The organism is Nonomuraea sp. 3-1Str, from assembly GCF_031570565.1.
Taxonomy (GTDB): Bacteria; Actinomycetota; Actinomycetes; order Streptosporangiales; family Streptosporangiaceae; genus Nonomuraea.
Genome location: NZ_JALHBK010000002.1, coordinates 318,733 through 333,126, shown reverse-complemented (window position 1 = coordinate 333,126; position 14,394 = coordinate 318,733). Strand labels below are relative to the sequence as shown.

The 14,394-nt window shown below is 73.3% G+C and carries 14 protein-coding genes; 7 read left to right on the top strand and 7 right to left on the bottom strand.

Going from position 1 to position 14,394, the window contains the following annotated elements:
* The first annotated feature begins 64 nt into the window (after positions 1–64).
* On the top strand, positions 65–451 hold the full coding sequence (locus MTP10_RS05320) for an SCO5389 family protein (protein ID WP_310707855.1): 387 nt from the start codon (positions 65–67) through the stop codon (positions 449–451).
* Between the two features lie 87 nt (positions 452–538).
* Here MTP10_RS05320 and MTP10_RS05315 read toward each other — a convergent pair whose 3' ends face one another.
* Genes MTP10_RS05315 through MTP10_RS05305 form a run of 3 tightly spaced genes read right to left on the bottom strand, consistent with a single transcriptional unit; the run spans position 539 to position 3,166 of the window.
* Positions 539–1,537 carry an LLM class flavin-dependent oxidoreductase gene (locus MTP10_RS05315; RefSeq protein ID WP_310707854.1) on the bottom strand — a complete coding sequence of 333 codons (999 nt, stop codon included), beginning with the start codon at positions 1,535–1,537 and terminating at the stop codon, positions 539–541.
* Between the two features lie 10 nt (positions 1,538–1,547).
* Positions 1,548–2,219 (bottom strand): ribonuclease HII, encoded by a 672-nt coding sequence (locus MTP10_RS05310; RefSeq protein WP_310707853.1) that lies wholly within the window; start codon positions 2,217–2,219, stop codon positions 1,548–1,550.
* Positions 2,220–2,230: 11 nt separating this feature from the next.
* Positions 2,231–3,166: a LysR family transcriptional regulator gene (locus tag MTP10_RS05305; protein WP_310707852.1), complete on the bottom strand. Its 936-nt coding sequence runs from the start codon at positions 3,164–3,166 to the stop codon at positions 2,231–2,233.
* 79 nt (positions 3,167–3,245) lie between these two features.
* On the opposite strand from MTP10_RS05305, the gene MTP10_RS05300 reads away from it, so the two are divergent.
* From MTP10_RS05300 to MTP10_RS05290, 3 genes are all read left to right on the top strand, one after another.
* Complete coding sequence (locus tag MTP10_RS05300; RefSeq protein ID WP_310707851.1) at positions 3,246–4,532, top strand: pyridoxal phosphate-dependent aminotransferase; 1,287 nt, start codon at positions 3,246–3,248, stop codon at positions 4,530–4,532.
* 141 nt (positions 4,533–4,673) lie between these two features.
* Positions 4,674–5,318 (top strand): GNAT family protein, encoded by a 645-nt coding sequence (locus tag MTP10_RS05295; protein ID WP_310707850.1) that lies wholly within the window; start codon positions 4,674–4,676, stop codon positions 5,316–5,318.
* Positions 5,319–5,634: 316 nt separating this feature from the next.
* Positions 5,635–8,682, top strand: a complete 3,048-nt coding sequence (locus tag MTP10_RS05290) for a BTAD domain-containing putative transcriptional regulator (protein WP_310707849.1) — start codon at positions 5,635–5,637, stop codon at positions 8,680–8,682.
* A 319-nt stretch (positions 8,683–9,001) separates the two neighbouring features.
* Here the strand turns inward: MTP10_RS05290 and MTP10_RS05285 are convergent, their stop codons facing one another.
* Positions 9,002–10,426 carry a methyltransferase gene (locus tag MTP10_RS05285; RefSeq protein WP_310707848.1) on the bottom strand — a complete coding sequence of 475 codons (1,425 nt, stop codon included), beginning with the start codon at positions 10,424–10,426 and terminating at the stop codon, positions 9,002–9,004.
* A 147-nt stretch (positions 10,427–10,573) separates the two neighbouring features.
* Here MTP10_RS05285 and MTP10_RS05280 point away from each other — a divergent pair, with 147 nt between their 5' ends.
* Positions 10,574–10,876: a hypothetical protein gene (locus tag MTP10_RS05280; RefSeq protein ID WP_310707847.1), complete on the top strand. Its 303-nt coding sequence runs from the start codon at positions 10,574–10,576 to the stop codon at positions 10,874–10,876.
* Between the two features lie 23 nt (positions 10,877–10,899).
* Here MTP10_RS05280 and MTP10_RS05275 read toward each other — a convergent pair whose 3' ends face one another.
* Both MTP10_RS05275 and MTP10_RS05270 read right to left on the bottom strand, forming a co-directional pair.
* The gene (locus MTP10_RS05275) at positions 10,900–11,499 is read right to left on the bottom strand and encodes a TetR/AcrR family transcriptional regulator (protein ID WP_310707846.1); all 600 of its coding nucleotides are present in this window, start codon (positions 11,497–11,499) and stop codon (positions 10,900–10,902) included.
* A gap of 26 nt (positions 11,500–11,525) precedes the next feature.
* On the bottom strand, positions 11,526–12,008 hold the full coding sequence (locus MTP10_RS05270) for a GNAT family N-acetyltransferase (RefSeq protein ID WP_310707845.1): 483 nt from the start codon (positions 12,006–12,008) through the stop codon (positions 11,526–11,528).
* Positions 12,009–12,068: 60 nt separating this feature from the next.
* On the opposite strand from MTP10_RS05270, the gene MTP10_RS05265 reads away from it, so the two are divergent.
* Positions 12,069–12,536 carry a helix-turn-helix domain-containing protein gene (locus MTP10_RS05265; protein WP_310707844.1) on the top strand — a complete coding sequence of 156 codons (468 nt, stop codon included), beginning with the start codon at positions 12,069–12,071 and terminating at the stop codon, positions 12,534–12,536.
* Positions 12,537–12,607: 71 nt separating this feature from the next.
* On the opposite strand, the gene MTP10_RS05260 is transcribed toward MTP10_RS05265, so the two are convergent.
* Positions 12,608–13,255, bottom strand: a complete 648-nt coding sequence (locus MTP10_RS05260; RefSeq protein WP_310707843.1) for a VC0807 family protein — start codon at positions 13,253–13,255, stop codon at positions 12,608–12,610.
* Positions 13,256–13,495: 240 nt separating this feature from the next.
* Here MTP10_RS05260 and MTP10_RS05255 point away from each other — a divergent pair, with 240 nt between their 5' ends.
* Positions 13,496–14,311, top strand: a complete 816-nt coding sequence (locus tag MTP10_RS05255; protein ID WP_310707842.1) for an SURF1 family protein — start codon at positions 13,496–13,498, stop codon at positions 14,309–14,311.
* Positions 14,312–14,394: the final 83 nt, after the last annotated feature.

Genomic DNA, 14,394 nt, shown 5'->3' with positions numbered 1-14,394 from the left:
GCCATCTGGAGTCCCACGCCGACGGCTCATAGCGTCGGTTCGATCCCCTTCGAGAGGAGACAGCATGTCGCTGACCGTTCCGAACGACCTGCTCGACCAGGCCAGGACCGGCGAGATCGAGGACGCGGCGTTCGTCGCGTGCGTCCGCGACTCCCTGCCCTACGCGTGGTCGGTGATCAGCGAGCTGGTCCAGCAGCGGGAGCGCGACGGAGCCGAGTTCGCCGACAACGAGGTGCCCCCTCCGTCGGAGGAGGCGCGCGGCCAGCTCCTGCGGTGCCTGGCGAGCGACGCCATGCGCGGCGCGCTGGAGCGCCACTTCGGGGTACGGCTCGCGTTCCAGAACTGCCACCGGGTCGCGGTCTTCGACCCGGCGGCGACCGAGGCGCTGAGCGCGTTCGTCACGCCTCGCGCGCAGATCCTCAACCAGAAGCCCGAGCTGGTCGACTGCTGACCGGCGCACCGGCCGCGCGCCCGCCCGCACGACGACGGCGGGCGCGGGGCCCGGCGGGATCGACGGCGGGCGCGTGGCCTAGCGGGATCACAGGGTCGCCGCCCGGACGCGGGGCAGCACCTCGGCGCCCAGGCGGCGGACGTTCTCCACGGCCCGCCGGTGGTCGCCGATCCCCTCGACCATGAGGATCAGCCGCCGCACCCCCGTGGCCTCGGCCGTGCCGAGGATCGCCTCCACGCACCGGTCCGCCGACCCGACCGGATGCACCCGGGTCAGGAAGCCGGCGTACGCGGCCACGTCCCGGCGGGGCCTGGGCCGCTCGTCCACCGGCAGGTAGCCGGCCAGGCCGGGCTCCAGCCAGCGCGGCATCGCCTCCCTGAGCTCCCGGACGGCCTGCCGCGTCGAGTCCGCCACATGCCCCACGGCCGCCGCCACATGCCCGGCCTCCCCCGGCCGGTGCTCACGCAGGGCGTCGTACGCGGCCACGGCGGCGGCCTTCTCCCGGTCGTCCACGTGCATCCCGAGCAGCATCGGCAGCCCCCGTTCGGCGGCCAGCGCCAGCGTCGCCTCCGACGTGCAGGCCACCACCGGCCGCAGCGTCGCCGCGGGCACCATGGCCACCTCCCGGAACCGGAAGAACTCCCCCTCGGCCGACACCCGGCCGCCCGACAGCGCCCGTACGAGCAGGTCCAGCGACTCCCCGAAACCGCGCTCGAACCGCTCCGGCCCGGTCCCGAACACCTCCAGGTCCACCCACGGCCCGCCCCGCCCGACCCCCAGCGTGAACCGGCCGCCCGACAGGTGGTGCAGCATGGCCGCCTGCTCGGCCAGCGCCACGGGATGCCAGGTGGACAGCACGCTCACCGCGGTGCCGATGCCGATCCGCGAGGTGCGCCCGACGGCCACGGCGGCCAGCGTCGTCGCCGACGGGCACACCCCGTACGTCATGAAGTGGTGCTCGGCGATCCAGGCGTCGTCGAACCCGGCCTCCTCGGCCGCCACCACCAGCTCGACCGTGTCGGCCAGCACCCGCCCCGGGTCCCGCCCGGGGAAACCGGCCGCCACCAGGAAGACGCCGACGCGCACCGGACCTCCCCTATCCGAACAGGCTGACCTGGCCCTCGCTCGCCGCCGGATCGCGGTGGCGCTTGAGGTGGCGCCACTGCGGCAGGTCGTCGAGGTAGGACCAGGACACGCGGTGGTGCTCGGTGGGTCCGAGCCGGGCCAGCGCCTCCTGGTGCACGGGCGAGGGGTAGCCGGCGTTGTCGGCGAAGCCGTAGTCGTCGTAGCCGAGCGTCGCCATGTGCGCGTCGCGCCGCACCTTGGCCAGCACGGACGCGGCGGCCACCGAGACGCTGGCCGCGTCGCCCCTGACCTCCAGGCGCACCGGCCAGGGCGGGCCGATGTAGTCGTGGGAGCCGTCGAGGATGACCGCCCCCGGCCGTACCGGGAGGGCGTCGAGGGCGCGGCGGGCGGCCCGGCGCAGCGCCTCGGTCATGCCCAGCGCGTCGATCTCCTCGTGCGTGGCCTCGCCGTAGCCGATGCCCGCGGCCCACGACGGCAGCTCGGCGGCCAGCGCCTCGCGCCGGGCGGCCGTGAGCTGCTTGGAGTCGGTCAGCCCGGCGGGCGGCTCGGACAGGTCGGTGACGACCGCGCAGACGGTCACGGGCCCGGCCCAGGCGCCCCGGCCCACCTCGTCCACTCCGGCCACCGTGCTGACGCTGGGCTGGGAGAGCAGGAGGCGCTCGATGTCGTACGTCGGCGGCATAGCCGCACACGCTACCGGTCGGCGAGCCGTATCGGGTCCAGGTCGGCGGCGATGTAGCGGGCCGCCACGTGCACGGCCCGCAGCGTCACCGACACCGACGGCCGGTGGACGCTCGACCCGCGGGCGACCGCGTGGATCTCCCGCCCCACCGGGTCGCCCGGGAACTGGCGCACGGCCACCCCCCGTACCCCCGCCGCGAGCGCGAGCGCCGGCACGGCGGCGATGCCCAGCCCCTTGGCCACCAGCGACAGGATCGCGCCCAGCCCCTCGAACTCCCACGGCGTCGGCCGCGTGCCGCCCACGTCGGAGAGGAGCCGGTCCACGGCCAGCCGCGACGGCTCGCCGTCCGGGGTGGCCATCCACGGCTCGTCGCGCAGCTCGCGCAGGTCGATCGGCACGTCCGGGTCGGCCAGCCGGTGCTTGCGCGGCACCACCAGCACGAGCGGGTCGCGCAGCAGCGGGAAGACGCGCAGGTGCTCGCTGTCGCGCGCGCGGCCGTACCAGTCGTCGACCAGCGCGATGTCCACCTCGCCCGACTGCACCTCGCGCATGCCCCGGCCGGAGCGGCTCTGCCGGAGCCGGAGGGTCAGCTCGGTGTGGCGGCGCAGCGAGCGGGCGAGCGCGGGCGCGAACGCCACGGCACCCGTCGGGAAGGCCGTCACCACGACCCGCCCCGAGGGCGTGCCCGCGTGCGCGGACAGGTCCGACTCCGCCTCCTCCACCATGGACAGGATGCGCTCGGCGTGCGCCACGAGCCGGCGGCCCGCGTCGGTCAGCTCGGCGCTGCGCGCGGTCCGGTCGAGCAGGGCCGTGCCGGTCTCGCGCTCCAGGGCGACGAGTTGCTGCGAGACCGCCGACGGGCTGTAGCCGAGCGACGCGGCGGTGGCGGCGATGCTGCCCCGTCGAGCGAACTCGCAGATCAACGTCAATCGCCGCAAATCGAGCATCGGACCTTCTTTCGCCTACCCACAAAAAGCCTCGCTTGTCCTGATGCAATACTTTAAGCAGGCTGGGAACGTGACAAACATGAGCATCACCCTCTCCGCCACACTGGCGGCCAACGAGGACATCGAGCGAAGACGGCGCGCCGGGGAGCGCGTGCTGCACCTGGCTTTCGGGGAGGCAGGTCTGCCCGTCCACCCGGCGCTGCGCGACCGGCTGGTCGCCGCGTCCGGCCGCAACGGCTACGGCCCCGTCGCGGGCGCCCCCGAGCTGCGCGCCGCCGCGGCGGGCTACTGGGCCCGGCGCGAACTCCCCACCGACCCCGACCTGGTCGTCTGCGGACCGGGCAGCAAGCCCCTCCTGTACGCGCTGCTCCTCGCGATCGGCGGCGACATCGTCCTGCCCGCGCCGAGCTGGGTCAGCTACGCCGCGCAGGCGGACCTCGTCGGCTCCCGGTCCATCCTGGTGCCCCCGCCCGCCGGCGAGGGCGGCGTGCCGGACCCCGGCCGGGTCGCAGAGGCGGTCCGCCACGCCCGCGCGCGGGGCCGTACCGTGAGCTCCCTCCTCGTGACGCTGCCGGACAACCCGACCGGCCGCCTCGCCACCGTCGAGACCATCGGCCGTCTGGTGGACGTGGCCCGCGAGCTGGACCTCGTGATCATCTCCGACGAGATCTACCGCGATCTGATGCACGACCCCGCCCCGCCCTACACCTCACCCGCCGACCTCGCGCCCGAGCGCACGGTCGTGACCACCGGGCTGAGCAAGAGCCTCGCGCTGGGCGGCTGGCGGATCGGCGTGACGCGGCTGCCCGAGAACGCGCACGACCTGCGCGAGAGGCTGCTCGCGGTGGCCAGCGAGATCTGGTCCTCACCGGCCGCGCCGGTGCAGCAGGCGGCGGCCTGGGCGTTCACCGAGCCGCCCGAGCTGGCCGAACGCGTCGCGCTGAGCCGCCGCCTGCACGGCGCGGTCGCGCGGGCGGTCCACGCCCGCTTCGCCGCGGTCGGCGCCCGGACGCCGGAGCCGCAGGGCGGCTTCTACCTCTACCCGGACCTCGGTCACCTCCGCCTCGGCGGCTCGGCCGCCGTCACCCGCCTGCTGCTGGACGAGCACGGCATCGGCGTCCTGCCCGGTCACGCGTTCGGCGACGACCCCTCCGCCGCCCGCGTGCGCGTCGCGGTCAGCCTCCTGTACGGCGAGACGGCCGAGCAGCGGCTGGCCGCCCTGGACGCCGCGAACCCCGTCACGCTGCCGTGGATCTCGGCCGCCCTGGACCAGCTCTCGGACGGCCTGTCGGGGCTCGCGAAGGGCCGCCCGGAGGCGGCGCGTGAACGACGGCCGGCGCTTGTGCCGACCGCATGTCACGGTTAGGCGAAATCTTCGCCCAGCGGGCCCGTCCGAAACCCGGAATCCCCCCGCTGACCTGGGCAAACACCATGTTGCCCGAAACCCGCCGAAGAAGGTGCTCGCGGCCTGGTCACAACGGGCCCGGTCAGCCCTCATCATGTGCTCATGCCCGCTCTTGTCACCCTGTCCGGGCGCCTCGTGCGCCTGGAACCTCTCAGCCCCGCGGCGATCGACGACCTCGTCGCCGCGGCGAGTGAAGACCGCTCCACCTATGCCTTCACTCGCGTCCCGAACGGCCGGGACGAGATGGTCTCCTACGTGGAGGCCGCGCTGGCTGAGCAGGCGGAGGGCCGCACGCTGCCCTTCGCCATCCGGTGGCTGCACACCGATCGCCTGATCGGTGCCACCCGTCTCATGAACCTGGAGTACTGGCAGGGCCCCATGCCCTGGCCTCCGGGCGCACAGAGCGTGGTGGGCGAGGTCCCGTCCGTGGCGGACATCGGCTACACCTGGCTGGGCGCCTCAGCCCAGGGCACGGGTGTCAACCGGGAGAGCAAGTTCCTGCTGCTCTCACACGCCTTCGAGACCTGGAACGTCCACCGCATCACGCTCAAGGCTGACGTACGCAACGTCCGATCCAGGGCCGCCATCGAGGCTCTCGGCGCACACTTCGACGGGGTGCGGCGAGCGGAAAGCCGGGGCGCCGACGACACGGTCCGAGATACGGCGTTCTATTCGATCCTCCACTCCGAGTGGCCGGCCGTCCGTGAACGGCTGGCGCGAAGACTCGGGCTGGTGGAGGCCGCGTAGAAACCATGTCCGCCAAGGCCCCGCCCGGGTGATCAGGGCGGGGCCCGTATTCCGTTCCGGGAGGCATGACCGCCCCCGCTTCGTTCCGGGGCCATGCCTCGCTTGCTGCTCAGCATCCGCTCCGGTACTCAACGCCCGATCAACACCGAATCAACGCCTTAACCCGAAAATACGAAGAGAATCCCGCTAGAGCCCCTTTCGGCGAAGATCGCGATGCGCCGGAAGTTTTCCCGGCAGAGGGGCATGCCTATGTGTCAGGCAAGGTTCGCTCTATGATTTGGTAACAAATCGTTCCATTGCCCTGGAGACATACGGCATGGCTGGTCAGAGCGTCGAAGGCGGCCTACGGTTCGCCGTGCTCGGTCCCGTGCGCGCGTGGCGTGATGGCGAGGAACTCGACCTGGGCACGCCCCTGCAGCGGTCCATTCTCGGCATGCTGCTCCTCCGCGAGGGTCGCGCGGTCACCCCTGCCGAGATGATCGACGCCGTCTGGGGGGACGACTCGCCGCCCAGAGCCCTCGGCGCCCTGCGCACGTACGTCTCCCGGCTGCGCACGGTCCTCGAACCCGACCGGCCCGCCCGGTCGCGCCCCGAGATCCTCACCTCGGTGGGACGCGGCTACGCGCTGCGCCTGTCCGACGGCGCGCTCGATCTCGTCCGCTTCGAGCGCGGCCTGCAGGAGGCGGAGGCGGCCCGCAAGACCGGGCGGCCCTCCGCCGCGGCCGGGGCGCTGCGCGCCGCCCTCGCCCTGTTCGAGGGCGAGCCGCTGGCCGGCGCCGTCGGCCCCTACGCCGAGCACCAGCGCGACCGCCTCGTCGAGTGCCGGCTGAGCGCCATCGAGACGCTCATGGACGTGGACCTGGAGCTGGGCCGCCACGCCGACGTGGTGTCCGAGCTGATCGCGCTGACCGCCGACCACCCGCTGCGCGAGCGGCTGCGGGCCCAGCTCATGCTGGCGCTGTACCGGGGCGGGCGGCGGGGCGCCGCGCGGGCCGTCTCCCCCGAGCCCCGCCATGCCCTGATCGACGAGCTGGGCATCGAGCCCGGCCCCGACCTGTCCGCGCTGCACCAGCGCATCCTGGCCGCCGACCCGTCGCTCGCCGCCGCCGCTCAGCCGGCCGTCACGGTCGCCCCGGAGCCCGCGGAGGAGCCGGAGCCGCGCGAGGAGGAGCCGGTCCACGAGCTGCCCCGCCCGGCGCAGCTCCCGGCCACGGTGAGCGACTTCACCGGCCGCAAGGAGATCTCCAGGCGGCTGCGCACGATGCTCGGATCGCACACGGGCGCGCTCTCGTCGCACACGGCCGAAGGCGTGCCGGTGGCCGTGATCTGCGGCATCGGCGGCGTCGGCAAGACCACGCTGGCCGTCCACGTGGCCCACGCCGCCGACGACCTCTTCCCCGACGGACAGCTCTACGCCGACCTGCGCGGCTACACCGGCGAGGCGACCGCGCCCGAGTCGGCTCTGGGCGCGTTCCTGCGGGCGCTCGGCATCCCGCCCGACGTGATCCCCGAGGTGCCGGCCGAGCGGTCGGCGCTGTTCCGGTCGCTGCTGGCCGACCGCCGCATCCTCGTCCTGCTCGACAACGCCCGAGACGCCGAGCAGGTCATCCCGCTGTTGCCGGGCTCCCCCGGCTGCGCCGCCATCGTCACCAGCCGGGTCAAGCTGGCCGACCTGCCGGGGGCGCGGCTGTTCGACCTCGACGTGATGGAGCCGGACGAGGCGCTGTCGCTGTTCGCGTCCGTGGCCGGGCCGGAGCGGGTCGCCGCCGAGCACGGGGCGGCCATGGACGTGGTGGCCGCGTGCGGGTTCCTGCCCCTGGCCGTGCGGATCGTCGCGGCGCGGCTGGCCGCCCGGCCGTCCTGGACGGTCGCCTCGCTCGTGCCCCGGCTCGCCGACGAGCAGCGCCGCCTCGACGAGCTCCGCGTCGGCAACCTCGCCGTGGAGGCCACGTTCGCCCTCGGCTACGGCCAGCTCGACCCCGCCCAGCAGCGCGCGTTCCGGCTGCTGTCGCTGCCCAACGGCCCCGACATCTCCGCCGGCGCCGCCGCCGCGGTGCTGTCGCTGAGCCCGTTCGAGGCCGAGGACCTGCTGGAGTCGCTGGTCGACGCCAGCCTGCTGGAGGCGCCCGCGCCGGGCCGCTACCGCTTCCACGACCTGCTGAAGCTGTTCGCCCGGCGCATCCTCGACAGGACCGAGCGGCAGCAGGCCAAGACGCTGGCGCTGCGCCGGCTGCTCGGCTTCTACCTGGCCTCGGCCCAGTCGGCGCACCGGCTGGCCTACGAGGGCAGCATGATCGCCGACAACCTCGTCGTGGTCGGCACGGGCCGGGCGTTCGGGGCGGCCGACGAGGCCGTGGCCTGGCTGATCGCCGAGGGTGACTCGCTGTTCGCCGCGATCAACCAGGCGGCGTCCGACTCGCGTACCGCCGAGGAGCTGCTGCCCGCGGCCGACCTGCTGGTGGCCATGGAGCCGCTGATGGAGTCGGGCACCCACACCCGCGAGTTCGACCACGGCACCCGGGCGGTCCTGGCCGCGGCGCTGCGCATCGGCGACGCCGGCAGCGAGCTGCGCTCCCGCTACGTGCTCGGCCGGGTGCTGTTCGCCGGCAACCGGCTGACGGAGGCCGAGGAGCAGTTCAGGACGGTCCACGAGCTGTCCGTGGAGCGCGGCGAGAAGATCGTCACGGGCGAGGTCAAGAACGCGCTCGCCGTCGTCGTCGGGCGGCAGCGGCGCCACACCGAGGCCCTGTCGTGGTTCGACTCGGCCATGCGCTGGTACCGGGAGAGCGGCGTGCCCGCCGGCGAGGCGCTGGTGCTCAGCTACTCCGCGCGCGACCATCTCGGCCTCAACCGGCCGGAGGACGCGATCGCCGCCGCCGAGAAGGGCCTGGCGATCTTCACGGAGATCGGCAGCGGGGCCGGCACCGCCCGTGCCCGCTACCACCTCGGCATCGTGCTGTCCCGCGTCGGCCGCCTCACCGAGGCCGTCCACCACCACGCCGAGTGCCTGGCGTTCTTCCGGGCGAGCAAGCAGCGCGTGTGGGAGCAGCGGGTGTGCTCGCGGCTGGCCGAGACCTTCATCGCCGCCAAGCGCTACCCGGAGGCCGTGCGCCACGCCGAGCAGGCGCTGGTCGTGTCGCGGGAGATCGGCCACCCGTACGGCGAGGCGCTTTCGCTGGCCGTGCTGGGCAAGGCGCTCAAGGGCCTGGGCAGCACCACGCGCAGCACCGACTGCCTACGGCAGGCCTTCGACATCTTCTCCAGGCTCGGCGCTCCCGAGGCCGGAGACCTCAAGGTCCTCCTGGACTCCGCCGCCCCCGCCTCCGTGGTCGAGGCCGTCGAGGGGCCCCTCGTCGAGTCCTGAGTACAGCGTGTCGTCCAGTCGTGTCATCCACACATGGTTGATCAAGGCTGTCCTTAGGGAGTCACGAGCCCCCGTGACCGTTCGTCTGAGGAGTGGTGCAGCCCGGCCGGCCATCTCGGTCGCCGCGCGTCGCCAGGGGGCCCGGATGTCGGGTTGCTCCGCGCGACGGCCAGCCGCCTCACACAGACGACCGGCCGGACCCGGCACCGGCCTCGAACCCCCCGGGGCCGGTGTCGTGCTCCAGAGCCTCCACCCGAGGGCTCAACATCGGATCAACACCGGATTGCCACACCGGTCAACGCCGTTGTGACTCGCGGAGTCAAAGCGTGAAGTAGCCCTCGGCGATGAGGGGGCGAAGGGCGTCGGCGCCCAGCACCTGGCCGTCGCCGACCAGCTCGGCGATCACGTTGAGCAGCGGGCCCAGCGCCAGGTCCCCGTCGCACACCCCGGCCAGCGCCGCCTCCACCGTGCCGACCTCCCTGCTGCGGCGCAGGCCGTCCGTCTGGCGCAGCACGATCCGCATCGGGTCCTCGGCCCCGGGCAGTCCGACGCGCTCGTCCAGCAGTCCCTCGGCCGTGCGCAGCCGCGCCGTCTGGAGGTCCTCGACGCGGTGGGCCGTCGCGATGGCGTCGAGCACGCGGTCGACGTAGTCGCCCACCGGCAGCGAGACCTGGTGGGTGAGCCGCTCCAGGCGTACGACGGGGTCGAGCGTGCCGGAGTTGCGCATGGAGATCCAGCCGAAGCCGACCGCCTCCACCTTCCGCTCGTCGAACCACGACAGCCAGCGGTCGTAGTGCTCCGTGTAGCCGGGGGTGCCCTGCTCGGCCGCGTCGCGCAGCCACAGCTCGACGTACTCGGCGGGGTCCTGGACGTCGCGCTCCACCACCCAGGCGTCGCAGCCGGTGCCCGCCAGCCAGCCGCCCACGCGGTCGCGCCAGTCATCGCCCTCGACGTGCATCCAGTTGGCCAGGAAGTGCGCCTGTCCGCCGGGGCTGAGGTGGCGGGGCGCCCGCCGTACGAGGTCGCGGCAGAAGTCGTCGCCGTCGCCGCCCGTCTCGCGGTACGTCAGGTGGCCGCCGGGCGAGATGACGAACGGCGGGTTGGACACGACCAGGTCGAACAGCTCGTCCTCGACCGGCTCGAACATCGACCCCGTGCGGGCGTCCACCCCCGTGATCCCCGACAGCTCCCAGCTGAGCCGCGCCAGCTCGACGGCGCGCGGGTTGACGTCCGTGGCGGTGATCTCCCCGGCCCGGTCCGCCAGGTGCAGCACCTGCACGCCGCAGCCCGTGCCGAGATCCAGGGCCCGGCCCACGGGGCGGCGGGTGGCGAGCTGGGCGAGGTTCGCCGAGGCGCCGCCCGCGCCCACCACGTGGCCGGGGCGCAGGGCCGGGTCGCCGGGGCGCACCTTGCGGTCGGAGACCACGTAACCGCCGGTCTCCCACGGCTGGAGATGCACCTCGGCCCGCACCATGCCGTCGCCGGCGCCGCCGTCCGCGCCGACCAGCCCGCACTCGCGCACCACCGCCGGCAGCCGGTCGGCCGGAACCGGCACACCGAGCCACCACAGCCTGATCAACGTGCCCAGCGGATCGCCGTCCGCCGTCGCGCGCAGCGCCGGCACCAGCTCCTCACGCGCCAGCGCCGAGGCCGCCACGTCACCCAGGCGGTCGCGGACGCCGTCGATCGTGTAGCCGTTCTCCAGCAGGTGGTCGCGCAGTCGTGCCAGTTCCACAGGGTCCATCCTTTCATCGCAAAGGCCCGCGCATGATCCGATACCCACAGTGACCGTACTGTGACCGAGATACCCAAGCGTTCTGCAAGCGCGGGACAAGCCGGGCGCGATATCTCTTAGGGACCCAGCTCGCCGTTCGAAAGAGGAGCGGAACCCATGCTCATCCCGTGCCTGGCCTGCGAGTCCCGGTTCGTGCCGGACGAGTACTTCCGCGCCTGCTCCGACTACAACCGCGGCCTGGACCTGGTGTCGTGGACCTGCCCGCGCTGCGGCAACCGCGACGACCTCCGGGTGCTGCCCGGCGAGCTCGGCTTCGGCTACCCGCACAGGGGGCGGTACGACGTGCACGCCCGCGTGCGGGTGCCCGGCCTGCGCAGGCAGCGCGGCGACCTGCGGCTCGACATCTCACTCGACAAGGCGTGCTGGCGGGTGGCCACCCGGGTCCGCCAGGTCGCCTGAGGTCTGCTGCGCTCCCTGCCCGATCAGCTCTCGGCGCGCTGGCGCAGGCTCTGCCAGGCGGCCTCGCCCAGCCCCCTGATCTCCTCGTCCGTCGGCGTGTGAGCGCCGGCGAACCACAGCCGGCACATCTCCTGCGCCGGGCCGAGCCACAGGACGTAGCACATGGTCGGGTGCACGGGCTGGAGCAGGCCGTTGTGCATGTGCGGCCGCCACCAGTCGGAGACGCGGCGGAAGAAGCCCCTGCGCTGCTCGGCGACCTCGGCGCCGCCCGGCTCGTGCTTGCGCGGCGGGCGCTCGCTCACGAGGAGCCTGGCACGCTCGGGGTGCTCGCCCGCCCAGCGCATGTGGAGGGCGACGACGGCCTCGATGCCGTCGCGGGCCGACTCGTGCTTCTCCAGCTCGGCGATGAACGCCTCCTGGTAGGCCTCCAGGATCTCGGCGTACAGCACGCCGAAGACGTGCTCCTTGCTGGCGAAGTGGTGGTAGAAGCTGCCGACGCTGACGCCGCTCTCCTCGCGGAGGCTGGCCAGCGTGGTGGCCGAGACCCCGTCCTGGCTGAATCGGCGCAGGGCTCCCTCGATGATCCGGGTACGCCCGTCGCGTCCGTTCTTGGCACTCTTCACGTTGTCAATGGTGAGGCACCAGAACGTTATTCCGCAAATACGGGCGTCCGATTGATCATAGCCGTCACCTCGACGGACCCGGAAGCGACCTTCATCGTGGCGTCGGGCCACTGCCGGCGGATCATCCTCAGCGCCCGCCGGTTCTCCCCGAGGACGTCCATCCCGACCGTCGTCGCGCCGCGTACGGCGGCCCTGAGCAGCAGCGTGTCGATCAGCCGCGGCCCGAGCCCGAGGCCCTGCCACTGGTCGGTCACCACCACGGCGATCTCCACGTCGGCCGTGCCGCCCCGGTAGCTCATGGCGTGGCCGACGATCTCGCCGTCGAGCGTGGCCACCAGGGCGTCCCGCCGCTCGTCCAGCGCGAGGAGCGTGCGCACCATGCTCGCGGCCGGCCGGCTGAAGCCGGTGAAGAAGCGCAGCGTCCGGGTCTGCAGCGAGAGCCCGGACAGGAAGCGCCCGATCCGCTCCACGTCGTCGGGGCGGGCGGGACGGATCTGAGTTCCCAACATGGACTCAGCTTCCCGCGTGACGTCTGAGTCTGTCAATTGAACTCAGGTATGATATGACGCATGATCCTGCCTTTCCGGGTTGAAAACTGCTCCATCGAGCGCACCCTGGAAGTCGTCGGGGAGAAATGGACGTTCCTGGTGCTGCGTGAGGCGTTCCGAGGGGTACGCCGTTTCGCCGACATGCAGGCCGCCACCGGCGCACCCCGTCAAGTCCTGAGCGCCCGGCTCGCCCGGCTGGTCGAGGAGGGCCTGTTGCGGAAGGAGCCGTACCGCGAGCCCGGCCAGCGCCAGCGCGACGAGTACCGGCTGACCGACAAGGGCCGCGACCTCTATCCGCTGCTGGTGGCGCTCATGCACTGGGGCGACAAGTACCCCACCGACGCCGCCGGCCCCCCGGTCCTGCTGACGCACCGCGACTGCGGCGCCGCGATCGAGCTGCACCTGCGCTGCGAGGAGGGTCACGACGTCGAGGGCCCCCGCCAGGTCACCGCCCTGCCCGGCCCGGGGACCCGCCTCCGGACGGCCTAGCCGTGCGGCCTCGGCGACTCATGAGGTGAAGCGGCCGTTCGCGGCTCAGGAGGTGGAGCGGCCTTCGCGGCTCAGGAGGTGGAGCGGAGGGCGCGCAGGCAGCGACGGAAGTCCAGCAGCGTCAGCAGCGCCGCCCCCGACAGCAGCACCGCGACCGCCGACGTCCGGACGAGCAGGTACGTCTCGATCGTCTGGCTCAGCAGCAGCCACAGGCTCAGCGTCGCGTTGCCGAGCTGGGCGCAGCCCCAGACGAGCGACTGACGCGTGAAGAAGCGCCGCATGACCGGCTCCTCCATCACATGCGCCGGCAGCGGCACGAGGTCCTCCGCCACCCGCCGGGCCAGCGGCCTGCGCACCCGCGCGGTCCCCAGGAAGCCCGCGCTCGCGCAGAACACGCCCAGGGTCGGCTGGAGGAAGAACAGCACCGGGCTGTCCGCCAGCAACGCCAGCACCGCCCGCACGGTCACCATGCCGGCGGCCAGCAGCACCGCGCCCGGCACGCTCCTGCCCCGGACGAGCCGGTAGAGCACTCCGCCGTACACCCACGCCACGGCCACCACCACGCCGCCGGCGAACCCGGAGACGACCAGACCCACGTAGAAGACGGCGACCGGGAGGATCATGCCCTCGACCACCCGCGGAACGGCGTGGCGGAGCAGGGCGGCGAGCTTGGGCAGCTCGAACACGTGCCCTTCGGGGGGCGCGGCAAGCACGGTCATGGGGCTGCTGGAGGGCCTCTCGGGGGGCTCGGCTGAGGGGAGTCCGCGGTTCCCGTGCGGGCCGCGCGGCACGAATCACGACCGTACGCGATCAACTGGCTTTCGGTAAGGGTTTCGACCAGATTGCGATAAGGTCACGCCCGCGCCACGGCGGATGGGGTACGGTGCGCCCCCGTCGCGTCGCGCGAGGCGAGGCCAGGCAGGTGAGGAGGCACAGGGGGCGGTGCCTACCCTTGAAGGGTGTACCGGTTCCTGCTGACGCCCCGCTGGGTCGCGCTCCACGTCGTGGTGCTGCTCGTGATCCCCGCCTTCGTGTTCCTGGGACGCTGGCAGTTCGGACGGTTCGAGGAGCGCTCGGCCAACAGCCACCAGGTCACCGCCAACCTCGAGGCCGCTCCGGTGCCCCTGGAGAGCCTGGCCGGCCAGGCCGTCAAGGAGTCCGACCGCTACCGCACCGTGACCGCGGCCGGCACCTATGACGCCACCCACGGGCTGGCGGTGCGCCGGCGCCCCCAGGACGGCCGGGCGGGCTTCTACGTGCTCACGCCCCTGGTGCTGGGCGACGGCCGGGCCGTGATCGTCAACCGCGGCTGGGTGAAGGCCGGCGCGACCGCCGACACCCCGCCGGACGTGCCCCCGCCACCGGCAGGTCAGGTAACTGTCACCGGACGGCTACGGCTGAGCGAGACCGAGGAGTCCAGCGGCATCAGGGACCGCCCCGGCCTGCCGCCCGGCCAGGTCCTGCTCATCAACGCGGCCTCGATCGGCAAGGGCCTGCCGTACCGGCTGGTGGACGGATACGTCGAGCTCACGCAGCAGAAACCGGCCACCGACCCCGCGCCCGAGCCTGTCCCCGAGCCGGACGTGGGCGCCGGAGGCGGCCTCAACCTGGCCTACGGCGTGCAGTGGTGGCTGTTCATCGGCGTGGCCATCGGCGGCTGGATCCTGCTGATCCGGCGCGAGGCGGCCGACCTGAGGAGCCGCGAAGGCGCCGGCTCCCCGGACGATCCCGCGGCCGGCCCGGCGAGCCGGACTGAGTCGATCTCCGGTGGGTAGGGGGCGCACCGGGGTTCGCGTGAGCGGCACCCTCACGGAGCGGACCCCGCACGGTCCGGGATCGTCCGTCATCCCCCTCCAGG

Bases quoted from the DNA above. Each gene is read 5' to 3' on its own strand.
- MTP10_RS05295 (WP_310707850.1), top strand. From the start codon at position 4,674: ATGCCCGCTCTTGTCACCCTGTCCGGGCGCCTCGTGCGCCTGGAACCT.
- MTP10_RS05260 (WP_310707843.1), bottom strand. From the start codon at position 13,255: ATGACCGTGCTTGCCGCGCCCCCCGAAGGGCACGTGTTCGAGCTGCCC.
- MTP10_RS05270 (WP_310707845.1), bottom strand. From the start codon at position 12,008: ATGTTGGGAACTCAGATCCGTCCCGCCCGCCCCGACGACGTGGAGCGG.
- MTP10_RS05280 (WP_310707847.1), top strand. From the start codon at position 10,574: ATGCTCATCCCGTGCCTGGCCTGCGAGTCCCGGTTCGTGCCGGACGAG.
- MTP10_RS05310 (WP_310707853.1), bottom strand. From the start codon at position 2,219: ATGCCGCCGACGTACGACATCGAGCGCCTCCTGCTCTCCCAGCCCAGC.
- MTP10_RS05320 (WP_310707855.1), top strand. From the start codon at position 65: ATGTCGCTGACCGTTCCGAACGACCTGCTCGACCAGGCCAGGACCGGC.
- MTP10_RS05300 (WP_310707851.1), top strand. From the start codon at position 3,246: ATGAGCATCACCCTCTCCGCCACACTGGCGGCCAACGAGGACATCGAG.
- MTP10_RS05285 (WP_310707848.1), bottom strand. From the start codon at position 10,426: ATGGACCCTGTGGAACTGGCACGACTGCGCGACCACCTGCTGGAGAAC.
- MTP10_RS05305 (WP_310707852.1), bottom strand. From the start codon at position 3,166: ATGCTCGATTTGCGGCGATTGACGTTGATCTGCGAGTTCGCTCGACGG.
- MTP10_RS05290 (WP_310707849.1), top strand. From the start codon at position 5,635: ATGGCTGGTCAGAGCGTCGAAGGCGGCCTACGGTTCGCCGTGCTCGGT.
- MTP10_RS05265 (WP_310707844.1), top strand. From the start codon at position 12,069: ATGATCCTGCCTTTCCGGGTTGAAAACTGCTCCATCGAGCGCACCCTG.